Below are 18,687 nucleotides of genomic sequence, written 5' to 3'. Positions count from 1 at the left end.
CACGCTGCGCGAAGAGTGCACAGACGGACCAGGTGCAGGCGGACGGCGTTCCAGGGCGGCGACGGCGCAGGCAGCCTTGCCCGGGAGGTAGTCGACGCCGCGGGAGGACCCGCACTCGCGGCGGATTGGACGGTCGCCGACAAGCCCCGACCTGATCGGCCAACTCGCCCGTCGGGACGCCGAGTGATGCGCCCGGCCGGCAACCCGACCGACCTGTCCAATAACAGCCTCGTGACGACCTGCGCGCCATCGGTCGTCACCGTTGACGCCCCCGACACCCCGACGCCGACACCCTGGAATCACCTCATGATCCTCACCATCAGCCTTGCCTGCCTCATCGCCCTGATCTTCGGGGCGAGCGGAGTGCTCAATGCACTCGCATTGCCGAAGGCGCGCGAGCTGGCCGCCGAGACCGGCTTCTCCGTCGCCGCCTACCGCCGCATCGGCGTGCTGCAACTGGCAGGGGTCGCCGGTGTGGCGCTCGGCCTCGCCCTGCCGCCGCTCGGCGGCCTCGCGGGGGCCGGGCTTCTCCTGCTGCTCGCCGGAGCTGTGGTCGTGCACCTGCGCAACGGCGACCCGGTTGCCAAACTCGCACCCGCCATCGTGTGCGCGGTGCTTGTCGCCTCATACCTCGCGGCCTTGTTCGCCTGAAGCGCTGCGGATCGAGTCCACGCCTCCACGGAGGGGAAGCTGCGGCAGTTTCACCCTAAACGCAACGCTGCCCGAGCCGTGACTTCACCTCGAAGAGTCGGCCGACGGGGATGGCTTGGGACCGCCGCGCTCCCGAAGGGCAGATCCAGGGCTGGCCAACCGGCATCCGATTGCATCGCTGGACCACAACCAGCCAAACGGCTACACTGTTGCCAATATTAGAGGTGGCAGGAACCCAGCCACCTGGGCCCGAGGGCACTCAAGCCGCGACCGCACGGTCCGCCCGACCTCGCCAGCGCCCCCTTCGCCCACAGTGCCGACCCCTAAGGGGGAGACGATGCCCGTCCTGATCGTGATAGCGATCTACGCCATCCGCCTCGCCCGCACCCCCTTGGACGCGCGCCTGAAGAAGCGCCACGTCGGGCCTCTGTCGGTCACGACCGGAGCGGTCATGCTCTATCTGGCCTGGGACTGGCTCAGGCCCGAGGGCCTCAGCGCTGTCTATTTCGTAGGCGAGTTCGCCGGCGTCCTGTCCGCCTACCTGATGTCCTGCACCCTGGTGCTGGCAACCCGCCTGATGTGGCTGGAGCAGTGGTTCGGCGGCCTGGACCGCATGTACCGTCAGCACAAGCTGTACGCCATATGGTCCATCCTCCTGCTCACCCCCCACCTGCTCCTCCACTTCTTCTCCGGTTTCGACGGGAGCCAGTACGGCTACGCCCACCGGACCGCGTCGGTAGGGATGGGCCATCTCCTCGGTGCCGTCTCCGCCATCGGCCTGCTGCTGCTCGTCCTCATCTCACTCGGCCAGGTCGGCCGCATCCTCCGACTGCCCTACGAGCGCTGGCTGTTCCTGCATCGCCTCACCGGCCTGCTGCTCCTGTCGGCACTGTTGCACGGCTGGTTCCTCGATCTCATCATCAACGGATCCACGCCCCTCCTGGCGATCTACGTCACCATGGCCACCATCGGCATGACCGCCTACGCCTACGACGAACTGGTGCTACGGCACAGGGAACCCCGGGCGGACTACACCGTCCACCGTGTCGAGCGGCCGACACCCGACATCCTCGACCTCACCCTCACGCCCACCGGCGAGACGACGCTTCCCGTGACAGGGGGCCAGTTCGTCTACCTGCGGGCCGGCGGCTGGCACGAACACCCCTTCAGCGTCGCAGGAACGCAGGCCGACGGCTCGGTACGCCTCACCATCCGCGCCCTGGGCCGCGGTACACGCGGCCTCTACACGGACATAAGTGAAGGACACCCCGCAACCCTCAAGGGTCCTTACGGCATGTTCGACCACACCCTCGGCGGACCCCGGCAGATATGGATCGCGGGGGGCATCGGTATCGCGCCCTTCCTCGGCTGGCTCACCCACCCCGGTGCAGCGCCGCCCCGCACCGACCTCTTCTACTGCGCCCCCACCGCTGAAGACGCACCGTTCCTCCCGGAACTCACCGCAGCGGCAGCACACCGCCCCGAGCTCCGGCTCCACCCGACGTTCAGCCGCAGCCACGGCCGTCTGACCGCCGAAAGAATCCAGGCCGAGGCCGGACCGATCACCCCCGACACGCACGTCTTCCTCTGCGGCCCCGCCTCCATGATCGAAAACCTCACTCGCGCCCTGCATCGCCAGGGTGTCCCCCGCCAGCATCTCCACGCCGAGCACTTCGCCTTCCGCTGACGAACCGCCGACCACACGAGATCACGCGCTCAGCACCAGCAGCTGTGGCGACGCTCCAAGCCGACCGAGATGACTCCGTAGGCCGACGGCCTCAGGTTCACATCGTCCCGGCTGGTCAGACGTCGTCGCACACATGGGCAAGCCCGCCGAGGAGGAGTTCGAGTCCGAAGGAGAACTCCTCCTCGATCGGAACGGGCATCGACCCGGCGACGGTGACCGTTGCCGGGAACAAGGCCGGATCGACACTCTGAAAGACGGCGGACGCTTGTGCGTCGTCGAGTTGCCCGCCGCCGCCATGACCGTGGACCTGGATGGCGAATCCGAGGACGTAGCGGGAGAGGGTGGCAAAGGCGTGCGCGGCCAATCGCGGCGGGAAGCCGCTGTCGAGCAGCACCGCGACACAGTGCTCCCGCAGCGCCATGGCGTTCGGCCCCAGGGGAATCTCTTCGACCACCAGGCGCGCCGCGTTCCGGTGCCGGGCCATGCCCTCGAACATGGTGTGCGCGACCGTCCGCAGCGCCTGCTGCCAGCCCATCGCGAGCAGCTCGTCGCCATTCAGTTCCACGGCGCCGAACATGCGGTCCACGACATGGGCGACCAGCGCTGCCCGGCTGTCGAAATGCCGGTACAGCGTCGCCGTGCCCGAGCCCAGGCGCTGGGCCAGCGTCCGCATCGAGAGAGCGTCGGCCCCTTCATCGTCCACGATCTGCAGTGCGGTAGAGACGATGCGCTCCAGCGGCACGGGCGGACGCCCCGGGCGCCGAGCCGATGCCGTGGTCGCTCGCGTAGGACCAGCTCCTGCCACTGAACGTCCACCTCCTGGGCCAGCACCATAACAGCAACACCGTATCCAGTATGGAGATCGCCGGTTGGGCACGGAGCGGCGGCGCCCCCTTCGACCAGCCCATCGACGACCGCTCGTCCGAGGTCGGCGAACGCTCCGATACCGTCCTGGACGTCGCCCAGATTGCCCGCTGGTCGTGTTGCCTCGGCAGCGAAAGCCACCGTCGCCCCCGCCCCGGGCGCCCTCCACGACGTCCTGCTCTCCCGCCGCAAGCCACCGCGAGCACGCCCGCACCGTGATCACCGCCTGCGGGCGCTGGAGTTCCTTGGTGGCACTCCCGGGAAGCGCCGGCTCCTCCTGCGCGGCGCGCCCTTAGGGAACTGAGCATCGAAGTTGTCCAGCCGGGCCACCTATAGGGCTCAGTCACAAGCGTGACGGCTTGCGAGCAAGTCACCGGCGGTTCTCTGCACGGCGGCCCGGAGGTGCCGTCCTACCCCTGGATGTACAGCCAGTCCGGCTCTTCTGCGCAGGCAGGTACGTCAGCGTCCCGGACACAGGCGGACTTCGCAGACATCGGCGCGAAGTCCGGGCCGGCGGGACAGCGGCGGACAGGAGTACGCATTCCCGCCGAGAGGGCCGGCGATGGAGGTCGCAGCAGGCAACCGGCAGGAGTTGGCCCACGGACTACGCTGACGCCCCACTTTCCGACAGTCCAGGGAGCAGCGTGCCGCCGTCCTTCGCCCACCGGATAACCAAGTACGACCCCGCCGACCGTGACGAGCGCGGGCACTACAACGGTGCCGAGGACACGGTGAGCGACCATGGGCCGGTCGAAGCTGCCTACTTGGAGGCGATCGCCGCCTTCGCGCGGGAGTCGGGTGTTGACCGGCTGGAGATCCGTGATCCGGGGGTCACCGGTTTCGTCAACTTCGGTCTGGAGGCGCCGGTTGAGGGACACGGTCTCGCCGGGCTGTTCCCGCCCGACCTCGCCGGCTACTACGACGGTGCCGAGGTCTCCGTGCCGGTCGCGCTGGAGCTGGTCCGGGTCATGCTCCGGGACCAGGGCGCCTGGTGCCGGCTGGAGCATCAGGACAGGTTCACCGTGCACGTCGGGTGGGATCAGTACGTGTACGTCGGCAGCGACCAGCCCTGTGAAGCGGCCGTCGCCCGGACCCGCGAGCTCGGCCTGTTCGCGGAACCGATCACGGCATCGCCCTACGCCGCCGACCTTGAGGAACCGGAGGTGACACAGGCTGCGGACGAGGAGTTCTGGGAACGGGTACGCGCGGAACTGGCCGCACCGCGGGCACTCCTCCTGGAGGAGGCCTACCTCAGCAACGCCACCCGCTGGCACCGGCTCACCGAGAACAACCTCGACAGCGTCCGCGCCGGTCTCGGTCCACGCGCACTCCTGACCCTCTGGCCCGACCTGAGCCCTGATGTCGGTGCGGTCCTGGCCGCGCTGCCCGGGGACGAATCCGTGGACTTCGTCTGGGAGGCGCCGGACGGAACGATCCGCCACGCGACCGTCGACGAGACCGACCACCAGCAGCTCACCACTGCGGTGGCAGGAGCGAAGGCGGCCTGCTTCCTGCCCCTGGCCCTCGACGAACGCCACCCGCTGTTCCACGCCGCTCTGCCCGACAGTGACGGCGTGCTGCGCGCCAGGTGGTGACCTGGTTCTCCTGGCCAGGCAACGGCGCACTCTCTCACCGGGGCCTAGAATCGTAAACATGTTCGATGATCTGCCGCCTGACCTGGCGCGGCTGCTCACCTTGAGGGTGTGGCACGCGATGTGGCTGCAGCGCATCGACACCAAGATCGCCGCTCTTCGGGAGCGGGAGACCGAACGGGAACAGGGGCGCCAGAACCGGCCGCCGGAACCGGACTGGATCGTCGAGCTCGGCATCGGCAACGGCCGCCCGCCCATCGAGGTCCATGTCGGCGGCTGCTACGCCGCGGGCAAACGACGGCGCCCGGTCCCGCGCGACGAAGCACGCCGGCTCCTCACCGCGGGTGTGCGCGCGTGCGGTCACTGCCAACCGGACACTGGACTGGACATCCTCGACTTATCCGCAGATCCGGCCCCCGCCCCCACGCTGCACTGACCGGCACCCGCACCTTTCAGTCCTTCCCGCCCCACTTTCGTGGTGATTTATTAGCTAATCGTCCAGAACGGGACGCCCTGATGACCAGCACTCCTCCCCCACCACCCCTCAGCGAACCGGACCCCTCCACCTTCACCTGCCCCGGCAGCCTCGTCGGCCCGTGCTCCGGATGCCAGCGGCGCACCCACAAGTACGGCAACGGCGGCCTGCCCCTGTGCCAGTGGTGCATGCGCCCCGCCCGGGAGAGCTGGGGCTCCACCGTCCGCTTCACCAGCACCCGCCCGTAAAACTCCCTCTGCGGCACAGCCGGCAGACGAGGCACACCTCCGGCGCAGCCGAGCACGCCGCCCTTGCCGCTGCGGGTGTGCGGGCGCCTTGGGGCTCGACGGCCCCCTGCACGCCCTCGGCTGACCGGCCAGAGCCGATACCACAGTGCTGAGGGCCTCGACGTGCCCTGACCTGCGACTGCTTCTAGGCTGAAGGCCTCGGAGCTTGCCATGGAGGGTCTCCCATGCCCCGAACCATCTGGTCCGGCGCCATCTCATTCGGCCTGGTCACCGTGCCTATCCATGTGGTCAACGCCCGGGAGGACCACAGCATCCACTTCCACCAGGTGCATCTGGAGGACATGGGCCGGGTGCGGAGCCGCAAGATCTGCGAAATCGAGGGCCGCGAGGTCGCCCAGTCGGAGATCGGCAAGGGCTACCAGTGGGACAAGGACACGATCATTCCGGTGCTCGACGAAGAGCTGCGGGAGATACCGCTGCCCACGGCGAAGGCCATCGAGATCGAGGCGTTCGTGCCCCTGGAGTCCATCGATCCGATCCAGATCGGCGAGGGCTACTACCTGGAGCCCGACGGTCAGGTGGCAGCCAAGCCCTACACACTCCTGAGACAGGCCCTGGAGCGCTCATCGAAGGTGGCCGTGGCGAAGTACGCCTGGAGCGGCCGCGAGCGGCTGGGCCTGCTGCGGGTCCGCGACAACGTCATCGTTCTGCACGCGATGCGCTGGTCCGACGAGATCCGCGACCCCGCCGCGCTGAAACCGGACGAGGTGGACCTCACCGATGACGAGATCGCCCAGGCGGAACAACTCATCGACCGGCTGACCCGCGACGACCTCCAAGGCGAGGAATTCACCGACCGGTACACGGAAGCAGTGGAACAGCTCATCGAAGCCAAACGGGAGAACCGCGAACCGCCCACGGCCGAAGAGCCCGAGGCACCGGCACAAGTCGTCGACCTGATGGCCGCGCTCAAGGAGTCCGTGGCCAAAGCCCGCAAGTCCCGAGGCGAAGACGCCACCGTCCACGACCTGCCCAAGAAGAAGACCGCAGCCAAAAAGACGACGACCACAAAGACGGCACAGAAGAAGACCGCCAAGAAAGCAGCCAAGAAGACGACAGGGCGGAAGCCGCGGCGCAGCGCCTGAACCTGCTCACCGCCAGCTGAACAGACACGGTGTTGACATCCTCCCCGTCCTAAAGGGCGGGGATTCCCGCCTGGCTGCCGGTGGTGACCGGCTGGGCCTTCGGGTGGGTTCCCCGTTCAACGGGCCGTGCCCGGTGTGGGATTTCCACTCCGGGACTGACCGGCCCTCCAGGGGCGTTTAGCCTCTCCGCCTGCCCGGCGGCGAGGATCACTCGCGACGCGTTGAGGTCACGATCATGTTCGGTACCGCAGCCTTCGCACCGCCAGATACGCACGTGCAGCGGCTTCGTCCCGTCCACGACCCAGCACACCGAGCACGTCTGCGAGGAGGGCAGCCAGCGGGAGACGATGCCGACGTGACGGCCGTAGCGGGCCGCCTTGTCCTCCAGCACGCGGCGGAACATGCCCCAGGCGGCATCGTGCACAGACTTGGCCATGCGGGTGCGTGCGAGACCGGAGACCGCCAGGTCTTCGAGGTAGACCGCTTGGTTGTCGCGGACCAGCCTCGAAGCACTCTGATGGCACCAGTTTCTGCGCGCATCGGCCACCCGGGCATGCGCCCGGGCAACCTTCAACCGGGCCTTGCCCCGGTTCCTCGACCCCTTCACCTTCCGGCTCAACACCTGCTGCGCCTTCCTCAGTCTCCGCTCGGCACGCCGCAGGAAACGGGGATTGTCGATCACCCGTCCGTCGGAGAGAACGGCGTAGAGGGTCAGGCCGAGATCGATGCCGACCTCGGACGTGACGGGCGCGAGCGGCTCGGGCTCGACCTGCACGACGAAACTCGCGAAGTACCGGCCCGACGGATCCCTGATCACGGTCACCGACGACGGAGCCGACGGCAGCGAGCGCGACCAGCGGACCCGGACGTCCCCGATCTTCGCGAGGTTCAGCCGCCCGTTGCCCCGCAGCCGGAACCCGTTCCTGGAGAAACGGACGGCCTGCCGGCTGTCCTTCTTCGACTTGAACACCGGAAGCCCCATACGGCGCCCCGGCGCTTCCCCGACACCGACGCGAAGAAATTCGCGTACGCCGTATCGAGATCACGAAGAGAAGACTGCAAGGCGTCCACCGACACCTCCGCCAGCCACGCCCGCTCGGGCGTCCTCTTCGCCTCCGTGATCACCCGCTTCGCCAGCACACCCGACGCGATCCGCGACCCGTCCGCCCGGTAGGCGGCCTTCCTCGCGGCCAGCGCATCGTTGTAGACCACCCGGGCACAGCCCAACGTACGGGCCAGCGCGATGCGCTGACCCGGCGTCGGCACGAGCCGGAAGGAATACCGCAGATACACGCGACCAACCCAACGGCCACCACTGACAACGCCGGTCCGCCCAAGAGGCGAACCGGCCTTCCCTGCCCTGCTCCGCAGGAGCTTCGTTTCCTCCCCGGCCTGAAGGCCGGGGTATCCACGAAGGAGACCTGATGACGACGCCGACCGTGGTGTCGACGATGCAGAGCGGGCCTTACCACTGCTCGAGCTTCATCCGCTATCCCTCGGCGCGGTGGGAACTGCAACCCGATGTGCGGGTGCACCAGACGGCTGCCACGTCACTTGCTGTTGGGCGTGGTTGGGGCAGCCGAACGAGGCCGCCCCAACCGAACGCCCCTGGAAGCGGGTTAGGAGTAGTCGCCGTGGCCGGCCCGGCGCAAGATGTCGCGTTCCCGGCCGATCTGAGTGTCGGGTGAATCCTCGTGGTCGATGACGAAGGTGTCGTCGGCCGGTCGGGCTCGCACCTGGGCTCCGTAGTCGTCGGTCGCTTTCACCAGGAGGCCGTCCTGGTAGGAGGCGGGCCAGCTTTGAATCAGGTAGGACTCCACAACGTCGTCCGTGCTCTCGCCGACAGCCGTGTCCCTGCCGAGCGCATGGACGCGCAACCGGTAGGGACCCGGGCCCTGGGACGCCAGCGAGGGGAGATCAGTGGGATCGTCCATCATCGGCGTCACCAGCACTTCTCCGGAGGGGGAATGGCACGACATCTCAGCGACCTCTTCCCAGCCCGGAGCAGGGTCGGGTCGCTGTGAGTGCGTTTCGACCGTGACACGGACGGTGCCGGTGTGGATCCCGGTTGACACCTCGATGACGCCGCCGACAGCGGATACGAGCCCATTCTGGGATGCGTCGAGGTTGTCGGCCGCGGGCCTTTGCGGGTCTGCGATCTGGAAGAGGTGGTACTCGGCAGGTACCAGGGCTGTTGCTCGGGCCGGTTCATCGTTCACGCGGTTTTGTCTTCCGGTCTCGTCCGCCTGGTGGCTACCTGATCCATACCAGGAACCGGTCTCCGTCGAGGACGCGGCTGTAGGTGTAGAAGCCGTTGAGCGCCCTGCCGGCGTCCGTGTTCTGCGTGGCGTTGATCATCCGGCGGCAGCCTGCCCGTTCACGCGCGCGGATTCTCATGCGTAGCGCCGGTCTCGCGAGCCATGGCGTGTTCCCCGCGGAGTTCCTCCGCGACTTCGTACGCCCGATCCGGGTCGTAGACCGTTACCGTCTTGGCCGGTGAGTGCATCACCATGGCCCGGGTCGTGTGCTGGTAACTGCGGACGCCGTGGCGGACAGCCAGCTCGTCGACCTCGCTGACGGGCACGTGCCACAAGGCAGCCAGGTGTGATGGCGTCCACCATTCCCCCGGGCATGCGAAGTTTCGGTCGACCTTCGCCAGGTACTCCACCTCTGCACCAGCCGAGCCGAGTTGGCTGGTCAACCAGGCGAGCAGTGCCTCGGTGCCGACCTGGGACATCGGGGCCCGGTACCCCGGCTCACACTCCACCACCCCGCCAGGCGTGTACAACACCACGCTGAGCGACTTTCGTTGGCCCAGCCTGAGCCCTTCGACAACGACGATGCGTCGCAGATCAGCCGCAGCAACGGTCGACGAACGCCGGGAGCGCGCGATCACGAGTTGTTCCGCATTCCCCTGCGGGCGGAACTCGATCCACCGCACCATCGTGGCCGACACCGTAAACATCGAGGCCAGGGCGAGCCCGATCACGGCCAGGGCTGTCAGCCCGAGACCGATCCAGACGATGGCCCAGAGCAACCCGGACTCCGTGAGCACGGCGATCACCAGCATCGGCAGCAGCAGGGGGGTTGCCATCCACAGCGGGACCATGACGCTCCCGCCGAGCGTGACACCGAACTCCCGGACTCGACTTGGCACGAACACCAGCCGGTCACCCGCTGCCGTCGCCGACGCAACTCCCGCCAGCGGGTTCGTGCTTCGCGTGGTCATGGGGCAAATATAGGCATCAGTCAAGACATGCGTAAGAGGTGGGAACAGCACGGCAGTTCCGCGTCCTCGGGGGCCCTCTCGATCGTCTTCCTCTGCTTGCAAGATCCCCGACTGTGAGGATGCGGGAGGCACCGCTCGCGGGTCTGACCCGATCCCCGATTGACGCTCCGGCTGTCCTCACTCTGAATCGTCGAGCTGCCGAGCGGTGCCAGCGCGTACCGGCTCGGCGATCGTGACCTCATAGGAGCTTGACCCGGGCGGTCCCATCACAGTCGTGTCCATCCGCCGAGCCGGTGCGCGCGCGAGTCCACATCCGCGCAGGACCCGGATGCGCAGGAACAGGGCCCCGGCCGAGCCGCGGTTGCGCGGTCGCGCGACCGGTGAGATCACCACGCGCACGGTGCCGTCGGCGCCGAGCGCGTGCAGGCGGCGGCGCACGGTGGCAGGGCTGAGCCCCAGCACCTGGGCCGCCCGCTCCGCGGTGAGGCGGCCGTCGCACTGCAACGCAGCTACCAGTCGCTGGTCCAGGAGGCTCAGTACGGAATCCGCCGATACGCGCGCCATGAAGGCAACCTTCGCTCATTCCGCCGGGAACGCGACACCCCCCTCGGGGATCGCACCCCAAGAATGGATGTCATCCACCCGGTCGTCGCGAAGGATCCCACGGTACTGACGTGGCGTCACAACTGCATGGGGGAAAGCAAGTTCCGGTGACGCCGGACGTCGGCGGAGCCGAGCCTCGGGTCGCGCAGGGGAGGGACGCGTACGTACCTCGAGTTCGACGGCAACCTGAGCGGCCAGAGGCTTGATCGACATGGACGAAGATTCGCACCCACACAGGAGTCAGGATGAAGATCTCTAGGCTGGCCACAGCAACCGCTGCAGCCGGCGTCGTTGCCGCCATCGCCGCCGTGCCGGCAGTCGCCGCGGTCAACCAGCACCAGGACCGCACCACGGCAGTCACCCCGGCCAACTTCCACGCCGACGGTGTGCCGGCGGTTACCCCGGCGAACTTCCACAGCGACGGTGTACCGACGGTCAGCCCGGCGAACTTCCACAACGACGGCACTACGGCCGTCACCCCAGCTATCTGGATATCGATCGGCTGAGACTGCCGCTGAAGGCGTTCCGCAGAGCCTTCCTGGTCACCGTCTTGCTCCCCTCGGCAAGACGGTGTCAGTCCGGCTGCTGACGCGCCGTCGTTGGTGACAAATATCCCCGCGAGCTGACCACACCTCCGTCACAACCGCCTATGAAACAGACCCGAACGCTTTACGGTCCCGATCGAAGGGCTCGAGATGCTTCTTCAGGAAGGAGATTTCCGCCGCGACGGCCTGCTCGTGCGACTCGAGGAACGGAGCGTAATGACTGCCCGTCAGGTGAACCACTTCGGACCGAGGAGCGTTCAGGGCGGCCCGGATGGCGGGGCCGGGAAGCACACTCTGGTCCTGGTCGCAGACGACGACCAGCAGGGGGCAGCGGATACGTGAGGCCTGGCGGCCCGGCCGGTACACGCCGATCTGCAGGGCGATTCGTGCGGCGACCGTCTGTTCCCAGTTCGCGTAGCAGCGGTCGGGATCGAGGGCCCGGTCGCCGTCCATGGCGTCGGGCGTGGTGAGCGAGGCGACCGCACCGCGTGGTCCTGCGGCCGGGACCAACAGCGGCGGCCGGCCGACGAGGCCCCCGAGCACGTCCGCGACGCCCCGGCCGAACAGACGTAGAGCCGCCAGTGGCGTCATGTGGCGCAGCGCGTGGGGAGCGACTGCGGGGCCGTCGACCAGCGGGGTCTGCGCGATCGCGCAGACCAGTCGCGGCTCATCTGCCGCAACCCGGAAGATATGGCCGCCTGCGAGCGAGAAGCCCCAGACCGAGATCATGTCCGGGTCGACGTCCGGCAGACCGCTCGCGTACTGGATCGCGGCGTGCCAGTCGGCGACCTGCTCGTCGAAGCGGACGATCTGCCGCGGCGCGCCTCCGCTTTCCCCGAACCGTCGGTGGTCGAAGGCCAGGACCGCGAAACCGGCGTCGTTGAACCGCGTGGCGAACAGGTCCGAGGCCGGCTCTTTGGTCACCGAGGTTCCGCCGGCCATGATCACACAGCCGCCGTTCGCCCCCGGATAGTGCCAGGCGGCACACGAGGTGTCACCGCTGGCGAAGCGTACTTTCTCCCGTTGCTTGAACGCGGGCACTTGAACCTCCGTAGTAACGCGTCGTTTCAGGAGTGCTCTGAAAGCGGCAGGTTTGCGGCGTTGTCGCATCGCAGGTCCTGCCAGGGCTGCCGGTGATTGGCCTTAGCGGGGGCCTGTGGTCAGCCGATCGGGACGGGCGTGGTGGATGACATCCATTCTTGGGGTGCGATCCCCGAGGGGGGTGTCGCGTTCCCGGCGGAATGAGCGAAGGTTGCCTTCATGGCGCGCGTATCGGCGGATTCCGTACTGAGCCTCCTGGACCAGCGGCTGGTGGCCGCGTTGCAGTGCGACGGCCGCCTCGCCGCGGAGCGGGCGGCCCAGGTGCTGGGGCTCAGCCCTGCCACCGTGCGCCGCCGGCTGCACGCGCTCGGCGCCGACGGTACCGTGCGCGTGGTGATCTCACCGGTCGCGCGACCGCGCAACGGCGGCTCGGCCGGGGCCCTGTTCCTGCGCATCCGAGTCCTGCGGGGAAAACTCGACACGATCGTGGCCGCGCTCGCGGCACGCGAGGACATCCCGTTCATCGACGTCACCACCTCGGGTGACGAGATCTTCGCGGTCGCCCGCACCGAGCCGGGTTCACGCGACCCGCTGGTCTTCCGCCAACTGCCCTCCACCCAGGCGGTGACGTCCCTGGAGAGCGCCACGATCCTGCACGTCTTCCGCCTCACCTCCGAGTGGCGCCACCAGGTGCTGACCGCGCCCGAACGCGCCGCGCTGACCCTGGCCGAGCCGGCCCCTGGGGCGAGCGCTTCCGGTCCTCCGGGCCCCTACGGCGTCGACACCGATGCCCTGGAACAGTCCCTCATCGACGCCCTGACACACGACGCGCGCCTGACCGCGGCGGCCCTGGCCGCACACATCGAACACCCGGAGAGCACGGTGCGCCGCCGCCTCTCCCAACTGGCCGCCCAGGGACGCCTGATCACCCAGGTCCTGGTCGATCCGCGCCGCCTCGGGCTGCCCATCGAGGCCAAGCTCCTGCTGCACGTGGCCCCCGACCACCTGGCCGCCGCCGGACAGGCGCTGGCCGACCACCCCGCGGTGCACGGCGCGTTCGCGACGTCGGGACCCTCGAACCTGCACGCGGCCGCGTACTTCCCGGACCTGACAGCCCTCTACGACTTCCTCTCCCGCGACCTGGCCGGCCTGGGCATCACCCACGTCGAGACGGCCATCGTCAGCCGCGCCGCCAAACGCACCCCCGCGCCAGTCCAGCCGATACCAGGTGGCCAGGGCCGGGTGAACGCCGCGTCGAAGAGTTACAACTGACAACGGGCCGGACGCAACCACTGCTCACGATCACCAGGGTTCGTCCGGACGGTGCACATGGTCACGCGGAATGGCTCACGAGACCGCGGAACCTCCTGCTCCGGCCATAGATCGTGATCATGTGCGCGAATTGTCCGGTCGTCCAGCCGCTTCCGACCCCGCAACGATCTCAGCAGCACTGGAGGGACTGGCTCCGCTGATTGCGGCCAGAGCACCTTTCTTGCAGGGCCTCATGGGCAGCGGTGCAAGGCCTCGCGCAACGCCAGTATCAGTAGGCGTGCATGGCGGCACTGAACCTGGGGCGTTCGCCGTTCGGCGGGGCAGTGTCAGGGTCGTTGGCCCTGTGTCGGTCGGAGGGCGGGCCGAGGGCATGGGCCCGGCCGGAACCAGAAAAAGACCCGCCGACCGAACAGCCAAAACACTGCTCACCAGCCCAACACGCGCCAGCCCATTACAGCAGCCACACGCCCCGGTCAGACCGCCGCACACCCCGGCCAGGCCACGAAACACCAGTTCAACCAGCCCGGACTTCCCCTCACTCGCGTTGGCTCATCTCACAAGCAGGTCAGGAAGGATTCCGTACACCAACCACCCCTCCCTGGAACAGCGATTCCGCTGTTCGGCCTCGCGCCCGCCGCGCAGGCCAGGCCCCGCCCTGTTACATCGCACCCCTGGGACACGCGGGTGCACTGCAACGTAACCGACTCCGACGGCCGCCAGATTGACGCTATGATTACGTCATTCTATCATTGGTGCATGCTTTTCCCGACCCCAGACCTCACCGCAACCGACCGCCACGTCCTCGACGAGATCGAGAGCATGCGCGCCTCTCTGCGCCACCAGGTGCACGACTCCCCCACCAAATGGACGTCCGGGCTGCGGAAATTCCTCACTGCAGACGCAGTGGCGGCCTCCAACTCCATCGAGGGCTTCAAGGTCGCCACCATCGACGTCGAAGACCTCATGGAGGGCGAGAGCGAGGTCGACGTCTCCGAGGAGAACAAGGAGGAAACCCTCGCCTACCAGCGGATGATGACCTACATCCAGACCTTGCACGACGTCGAGGACTTCACCTACAGCAAAGGACTACTCAACAGCCTGCACTGGATGCTGCAGGGCCACCGGCACCAGCCCCGCCGGCCCGCCGGCCAATGGCGCAAAGGCCCGGTCTACGTCACCGACGCCCGCGATCCCAGCATCGCCGCCTACACCGCCCCCGACCACACACTCCTGGCCGACCTGACGCAGGAACTCACCGACTGGCTCAACACCGAAGACGGCAACCACCCCCTCATCCGGGCCGCGATGGCCCACCTGCACCTCGTCTCCATCCACCCCTGGGCCGACGGCAACGGCCGCATGTCCCGCTCCCTGCAAACCCTCATGATCGCCAGGGAGGGCGTCCTCGCCCCCGAGTTCTCCTCGATCGAAAGCTGGCTGGGACGCCCCGGCAACACCTGGGAGTACTACCGCGAACTCAACGACCGCGGCCCCCACTACCAGCCCGACCAGAACGTCTCCAGCTGGATCCGCTTCAACCTGACCGCCTACCACCAGCAGGCGCAGACCGTCCAAGGCCGCCTCAACCGCTCCGGCCGCGCCTGGACCGCCCTCGCCGACTTCGCCGAAACCGCCCGCCTCGACGAACGCACCGTCACCGCCCTCCACGACGTCGCCATGGCAGGACGCGTCCGCCGCGCCCGCTACCAGCACGCCGAATCACTCAGCCTCCAACAGGCCCAACGCGACCTGCGCGACCTCACCGCCGCCCACATCCTCCAACCCGTCGGCCGCACCCGCGCCCGCTACTACACCGCCGGCCCCCAATACCCCCACACCGCCCTCGATATCGCCCACACCCCCATGACACTCACCAACCCTTACCGAGCCTGACCAACCTCGCGAGGCACGCATACAGGCCCCTCGGCATGGCGGCGTCCGCAGTTACAGCTGTGGCGCCCTGCCGTATTTCCCGGCGGCGTTTTCGGGCTCGGCAGAGGGACTGCGGGAGCGCGGCCCGCTGGAAGGGCTCACACTTCACAAGTGTTCAAGAGCGGGGTTCGGCGTCCAGGTGCGCCTTTGCCCAGGGCAGTTCATCCGGGTGGAGTTGGAGTCGGGCCATCGACCAGGCTGTCCGCACATCCATACCCGGCCCGAAGTCGGCGGCAATACGCCGGGCCCGCCAAGTCGTTCGCGGAGCGAGGACCCAGCGCCGTAGTGCGAATCCGCCCAGGCCTTGGCCTGTCGGTGCCGGGTCGGGAGCATAAGGGGCAGTCACGCGGCGAGTGTCATGGCGGCCTGCGCCGAGCCGCAGACGATTAAGCCGCCAAATCACCCTGATGAGCGGTCCGTTCCGTCCCTCGGTTGACGAAAGCGGGCGTGGACGGGCCGGAACACCGGCGTCGCCCGGACAAGCCCACCACATAGGACACCGTCTAACACCGTCTCCTACATGGTCAGTTGGCCGTTGTCAGGGCATGGGGAGTGGACGGTGGGGATGGGTCGTGCCGGACGGATTGTGGGAGATTGCGAAGCCGTTGCTGCCGTCGGCACGCGTGCGTCCACAGGGCGGCGGGGTGGCCAACATCGATGATGAGGCGGTGTTGCTTCAGCGCTGGAAGACCGCTGTCGCCACGGGCACCGCCAGCAGCAGGCTGAGCCCGATCAGGGGCAGCCGGTCCAGCCACAGGACGGCGGCGAACTCACGCAGGGTCGCGGAGAGCCAGTACGCGGGAGAGGTCGGCGCGCCCACGACGTGGACCAGGACGCCGGCCTGACGGGCCAGCAGGGCCGTGCGGTAGACGTGGAAGCCGCTGGTGACCACCGTGGCACGGTGCCCGGAAGCGGTGCGGTCCATGAGAGCCGCGCTGAAGCGGAGGTTCTGCCCGGTGTTCACGGAGCGGTCCTCCCGCACGATCCGGTCGGCGGCCACCCCGCGTGCGCGCAGGTAGTCGGCCATCGCGTCCGCCTCGGAGCGCACCTCGTCGCCGCCCTGGCCGCCCGAGACGACGAACACCACACCATCCGCGTCCGGTGCGCCGGCGGCGTCGACCGCCAGGGCCCGCTCCAGCCTTCGGCGCAGCAGCGGACCGGGCCGGTCGCCATTGAGTCCGGCGCCCAGGACGACGACATGGGTGGTGCCCGGCGGCGGGGTGCTGCGGCCCCGGACGAACACGTAGACGGTGAAGGCGAGGAAGAGCAGGCTGAGGTATCCGGCGGCCGCGTTCACCGCCACCATCAGGGCACCCGCCACCGCGCCCCCGACCCTCTGGACGACCGCGTCGAGGCCGAGCACCGCCAGCAGCGCGCAGCCGGCGGCGCAGGTGGCCAGCAGGGACGGCTGCGGTCCGTAGCGCCGGACCAGGAGGATGCCGTCGGCCAGCAGGAGCAGGCCCAGCGCGAGGGTCATGAGCAGGGCGGCGACGGCGAGCACGGTCACGACGGTGGGGTGGGTCTCCGCACCGCGGGCGGCCACCCCGAGTCCGGCCGATGTCACCGCGAGGCAGAACAGGACAGCGGTGGAGAACCGGTGCGGCGCCAGCACGGCATGGACGACGCCGCCCACGGCGAACACCGCCGCGGCAACGTACTCCGGGTACTGCGGCACGTCCCCCACACTCCGCTCTCCCGCCCGCCGGGCCGCCGGGCCCGGTCCCCGTCCACCTGTCGCCGCCTGCGCATTCCCGGCCCCGTACAGCGCTGCGGGGCCCGGTGCGGACGGCCGCCGGACATCCTCGCAGACCCGTCCGGGCGCGCCCTACGCAGGCGGGCGACGACGCGATCAGCCGGGACCGGCGTACGCCCGTCGCCTGGGTCAGATGCCTCAGTGCCGCGCTGAGCCGCACCCTGGACCAGGCGGTGGACAGTGCGCTGGTGGGGCGTGCCTGTGCCTCCGTGGCCGACCACCTCGCCCGGCGCGGCGACCTCGCCGCCCCAAGCCGGAGAGCTGGTCAGTCTCTTTCGCGAGCCCACGCTCCAGGAACGGTTCGACCGGGCCAGGGAGCAGCTACCGCTCTGGGGGTGGAGCTGCTCCGCGGCCGTGCCGGACCGGCCGGGCAGTAGGAGCGGCGTCTTCGCCGGCCAGACGAGGCGCGGCCGTCAACGGGCGGTTCGCGGTGCCCGTCGAAGGGAGCAGCAGCAAGCGGCCGCCGCGATCGGCTTTGTTGTGCTGACAGCGCCGCAGGCCACCCGGAGATCTGCAGGACTGGCACTGCGCGCTGACCGTCCACGACCGGCGCCCCGGCTGGGCGCCGCCCGGGTCGTGGTTCTCCCTCACAGGCGGCGGCTGCACGATGGAGTGGTACGTCTCGCTGACAGCCCTCGACCACCCGGTACTGCTCTACGACGCCGACGGCTGGGACGCCGCCCGGGGACAGCCACCCCGCGACGGCCTGCGTTACGCGGCGCCCTCACTGCGTCATTGGCTGTGGACCTGGGCTGACGGCGGCGACATCTGGGACGAAGCCCTCCAGACGATCGGTAAAGGCTGAGCCGCAACGGTCGTCCGCAGGAGGAGCGAACCGCCGCTGGCATGCCGCGTGGATGCCGCCACTGCCCAGGGTCGCTAAGCGGTACCTCATATCTCGGCCGTGCAGTTTGGGACTGCGTCCGGTACCAAGCTGGGTACCTTGGGTTCAAGCCTGCACTCAATGTGGAATTCAGCGAGGACGAGATGGCTCGGCTGCACGACCGGGCGGCTCTGGCGGGCCGGAGCCTGAAGCAGCACGTCCACGACGTGACAGTTGAAGAAGCCGACCGGCCGCCTTCGTGGAGGGTGCGGTCGCCGAAGCCGCCCGGGTGCTGCCCGGCGTCGAGGCCCGCTTCCCCGCGGGACAGCGATGAGCCCGATCATCCGCGTCGATGTCGGCTGAGTCCTGATCCAGTCGGCGATCTCCCCGCCGAACGTGCCCCTCTCGGACTGGGGCAGCCTGGGGCACATGGCCGACCCGGCACACGTTCGAACGGAAGCGCGGTGTCCTGTACTACGAGGAGGTTGCCGCCCGGGCCGCGACCTTCCTGCACACCGCACTGCTGCTGAGCCGTTCACCGACTACAACCTGGTCATCGGCTGGGCCTGGGCCAGTCAGTACATGCATCTCTCCGGCCAGCCCCTCCAGCCCCTCCAGCCCAAGGACGATGACCTGTACGAACTCGCCCGGGCCATCCGCGGACAGGAAGCCGATCTGCGCACCGTCGCACAGCGCCTGGAGTCCTGGCGCAGCGAGTGACACGGTCTTCGCCGCGGCGGTCGGCGGCCGGCGCACGAGTGCGTCCGGCTCGGGCAGCGGGCATCCGGACAGCAGGGAGCCGACCGCCAGCAGGCCGGAGGTCCACC

Annotated in this window: 19 protein-coding genes and 1 pseudogene; 12 read left to right on the top strand and 8 right to left on the bottom strand. The window is 68.7% G+C overall.

The genetic code is table 11. The features are described from left to right. Positions 1–186: 186 nt before the first annotated feature. Positions 187–651: a DoxX family protein gene (locus tag WJM95_RS34995; protein WP_339136038.1), complete on the top strand. Its 465-nt coding sequence runs from the start codon at positions 187–189 to the stop codon at positions 649–651. A gap of 337 nt (positions 652–988) precedes the next feature. Continuing rightward, positions 989–2,338 carry a ferric reductase-like transmembrane domain-containing protein gene (locus WJM95_RS34990; RefSeq protein ID WP_339135154.1) on the top strand — a complete coding sequence of 450 codons (1,350 nt, stop codon included), beginning with the start codon at positions 989–991 and terminating at the stop codon, positions 2,336–2,338. 115 nt (positions 2,339–2,453) lie between these two features. Here WJM95_RS34990 and WJM95_RS34985 read toward each other — a convergent pair whose 3' ends face one another. Continuing rightward, complete coding sequence (locus tag WJM95_RS34985) at positions 2,454–3,080, bottom strand: TetR/AcrR family transcriptional regulator C-terminal domain-containing protein (RefSeq protein ID WP_339135152.1); 627 nt, start codon at positions 3,078–3,080, stop codon at positions 2,454–2,456. Positions 3,081–3,846: 766 nt separating this feature from the next. On the opposite strand from WJM95_RS34985, the gene WJM95_RS34980 reads away from it, so the two are divergent. From WJM95_RS34980 to WJM95_RS34965, 4 genes are all read left to right on the top strand, one after another. Continuing rightward, complete coding sequence (locus tag WJM95_RS34980; protein ID WP_339135150.1) at positions 3,847–4,797, top strand: RNA-binding protein; 951 nt, start codon at positions 3,847–3,849, stop codon at positions 4,795–4,797. Between the two features lie 58 nt (positions 4,798–4,855). Beyond that, positions 4,856–5,230: a DUF6233 domain-containing protein gene (locus WJM95_RS34975; RefSeq protein ID WP_339135148.1), complete on the top strand. Its 375-nt coding sequence runs from the start codon at positions 4,856–4,858 to the stop codon at positions 5,228–5,230. An 80-nt stretch (positions 5,231–5,310) separates the two neighbouring features. Further along, positions 5,311–5,517 (top strand): hypothetical protein, encoded by a 207-nt coding sequence (locus tag WJM95_RS34970; protein WP_339135146.1) that lies wholly within the window; start codon positions 5,311–5,313, stop codon positions 5,515–5,517. Between the two features lie 224 nt (positions 5,518–5,741). Next, on the top strand, positions 5,742–6,662 hold the full coding sequence (locus WJM95_RS34965) for a Ku protein (RefSeq protein WP_339135144.1): 921 nt from the start codon (positions 5,742–5,744) through the stop codon (positions 6,660–6,662). Positions 6,663–6,711: 49 nt separating this feature from the next. Here WJM95_RS34965 and WJM95_RS34960 read toward each other — a convergent pair whose 3' ends face one another. The 5 genes from WJM95_RS34960 to WJM95_RS34940 form a co-directional block, all read right to left on the bottom strand. Next, complete coding sequence (locus WJM95_RS34960) at positions 6,712–7,632, bottom strand: transposase (RefSeq protein WP_339135142.1); 921 nt, start codon at positions 7,630–7,632, stop codon at positions 6,712–6,714. Then, positions 7,551–7,928, bottom strand: a complete 378-nt coding sequence (locus tag WJM95_RS34955) for a transposase (protein WP_339136036.1) — start codon at positions 7,926–7,928, stop codon at positions 7,551–7,553. The genes WJM95_RS34960 and WJM95_RS34955 overlap by 82 nt, the downstream gene beginning before the upstream one ends. Before the next feature lie 353 nt (positions 7,929–8,281). Continuing rightward, on the bottom strand, positions 8,282–8,881 hold the full coding sequence (locus WJM95_RS34950) for a hypothetical protein (RefSeq protein ID WP_339135140.1): 600 nt from the start codon (positions 8,879–8,881) through the stop codon (positions 8,282–8,284). Positions 8,882–9,039: 158 nt separating this feature from the next. Then, positions 9,040–9,891, bottom strand: coding sequence for a hypothetical protein (locus WJM95_RS34945; RefSeq protein ID WP_339135138.1), 852 nt, complete (start codon positions 9,889–9,891; stop codon positions 9,040–9,042). A gap of 177 nt (positions 9,892–10,068) precedes the next feature. Then, positions 10,069–10,455: an AsnC family transcriptional regulator gene (locus WJM95_RS34940; RefSeq protein ID WP_339135136.1), complete on the bottom strand. Its 387-nt coding sequence runs from the start codon at positions 10,453–10,455 to the stop codon at positions 10,069–10,071. A gap of 284 nt (positions 10,456–10,739) precedes the next feature. Between WJM95_RS34940 and WJM95_RS34935 the strand changes: the two genes are divergently transcribed. After that, positions 10,740–11,000 carry a hypothetical protein gene (locus WJM95_RS34935; RefSeq protein ID WP_339135134.1) on the top strand — a complete coding sequence of 87 codons (261 nt, stop codon included), beginning with the start codon at positions 10,740–10,742 and terminating at the stop codon, positions 10,998–11,000. A gap of 141 nt (positions 11,001–11,141) precedes the next feature. Here the strand turns inward: WJM95_RS34935 and WJM95_RS34930 are convergent, their stop codons facing one another. Next, entirely contained in the window at positions 11,142–12,080 is a 939-nt protein-coding gene (locus WJM95_RS34930) for an alpha/beta hydrolase (RefSeq protein WP_339135132.1), read from the bottom strand. A gap of 219 nt (positions 12,081–12,299) precedes the next feature. On the opposite strand from WJM95_RS34930, the gene WJM95_RS34925 reads away from it, so the two are divergent. From WJM95_RS34925 to WJM95_RS34915, 3 genes and pseudogenes are all read left to right on the top strand, one after another. Further along, on the top strand, positions 12,300–13,352 hold the full coding sequence (locus tag WJM95_RS34925) for an Lrp/AsnC family transcriptional regulator (RefSeq protein WP_339135130.1): 1,053 nt from the start codon (positions 12,300–12,302) through the stop codon (positions 13,350–13,352). Positions 13,353–14,108: 756 nt separating this feature from the next. Then, the gene (locus WJM95_RS34920; protein WP_339135128.1) at positions 14,109–15,245 is read left to right on the top strand and encodes a Fic family protein; all 1,137 of its coding nucleotides are present in this window, start codon (positions 14,109–14,111) and stop codon (positions 15,243–15,245) included. 584 nt (positions 15,246–15,829) lie between these two features. Next, positions 15,830–15,928: pseudogene (locus WJM95_RS34915) on the top strand (IS5/IS1182 family transposase); the annotation flags it as partial. A 32-nt stretch (positions 15,929–15,960) separates the two neighbouring features. Here WJM95_RS34915 and WJM95_RS34910 read toward each other — a convergent pair. After that, the gene (locus WJM95_RS34910) at positions 15,961–16,959 is read right to left on the bottom strand and encodes a YdcF family protein (RefSeq protein ID WP_339135126.1); all 999 of its coding nucleotides are present in this window, start codon (positions 16,957–16,959) and stop codon (positions 15,961–15,963) included. A gap of 685 nt (positions 16,960–17,644) precedes the next feature. Here WJM95_RS34910 and WJM95_RS34905 point away from each other — a divergent pair. Both WJM95_RS34905 and WJM95_RS34900 read left to right on the top strand, forming a co-directional pair. Next, complete coding sequence (locus WJM95_RS34905) at positions 17,645–17,842, top strand: hypothetical protein (protein WP_339135124.1); 198 nt, start codon at positions 17,645–17,647, stop codon at positions 17,840–17,842. A 600-nt stretch (positions 17,843–18,442) separates the two neighbouring features. Further along, positions 18,443–18,580, top strand: coding sequence for a hypothetical protein (locus tag WJM95_RS34900; protein ID WP_339135122.1), 138 nt, complete (start codon positions 18,443–18,445; stop codon positions 18,578–18,580). Positions 18,581–18,687 lie beyond the last annotated feature (107 nt).

Origin of the sequence: Streptomyces sp. f51, from assembly GCF_037940415.1 — a bacterium.
In the GTDB taxonomy this organism is placed as follows: domain Bacteria; phylum Actinomycetota; class Actinomycetes; order Streptomycetales; family Streptomycetaceae; genus Streptomyces.
Note: the sequence above shows the minus strand (reverse complement) of the source record. Positions and strands in the feature narration are given on the sequence as shown.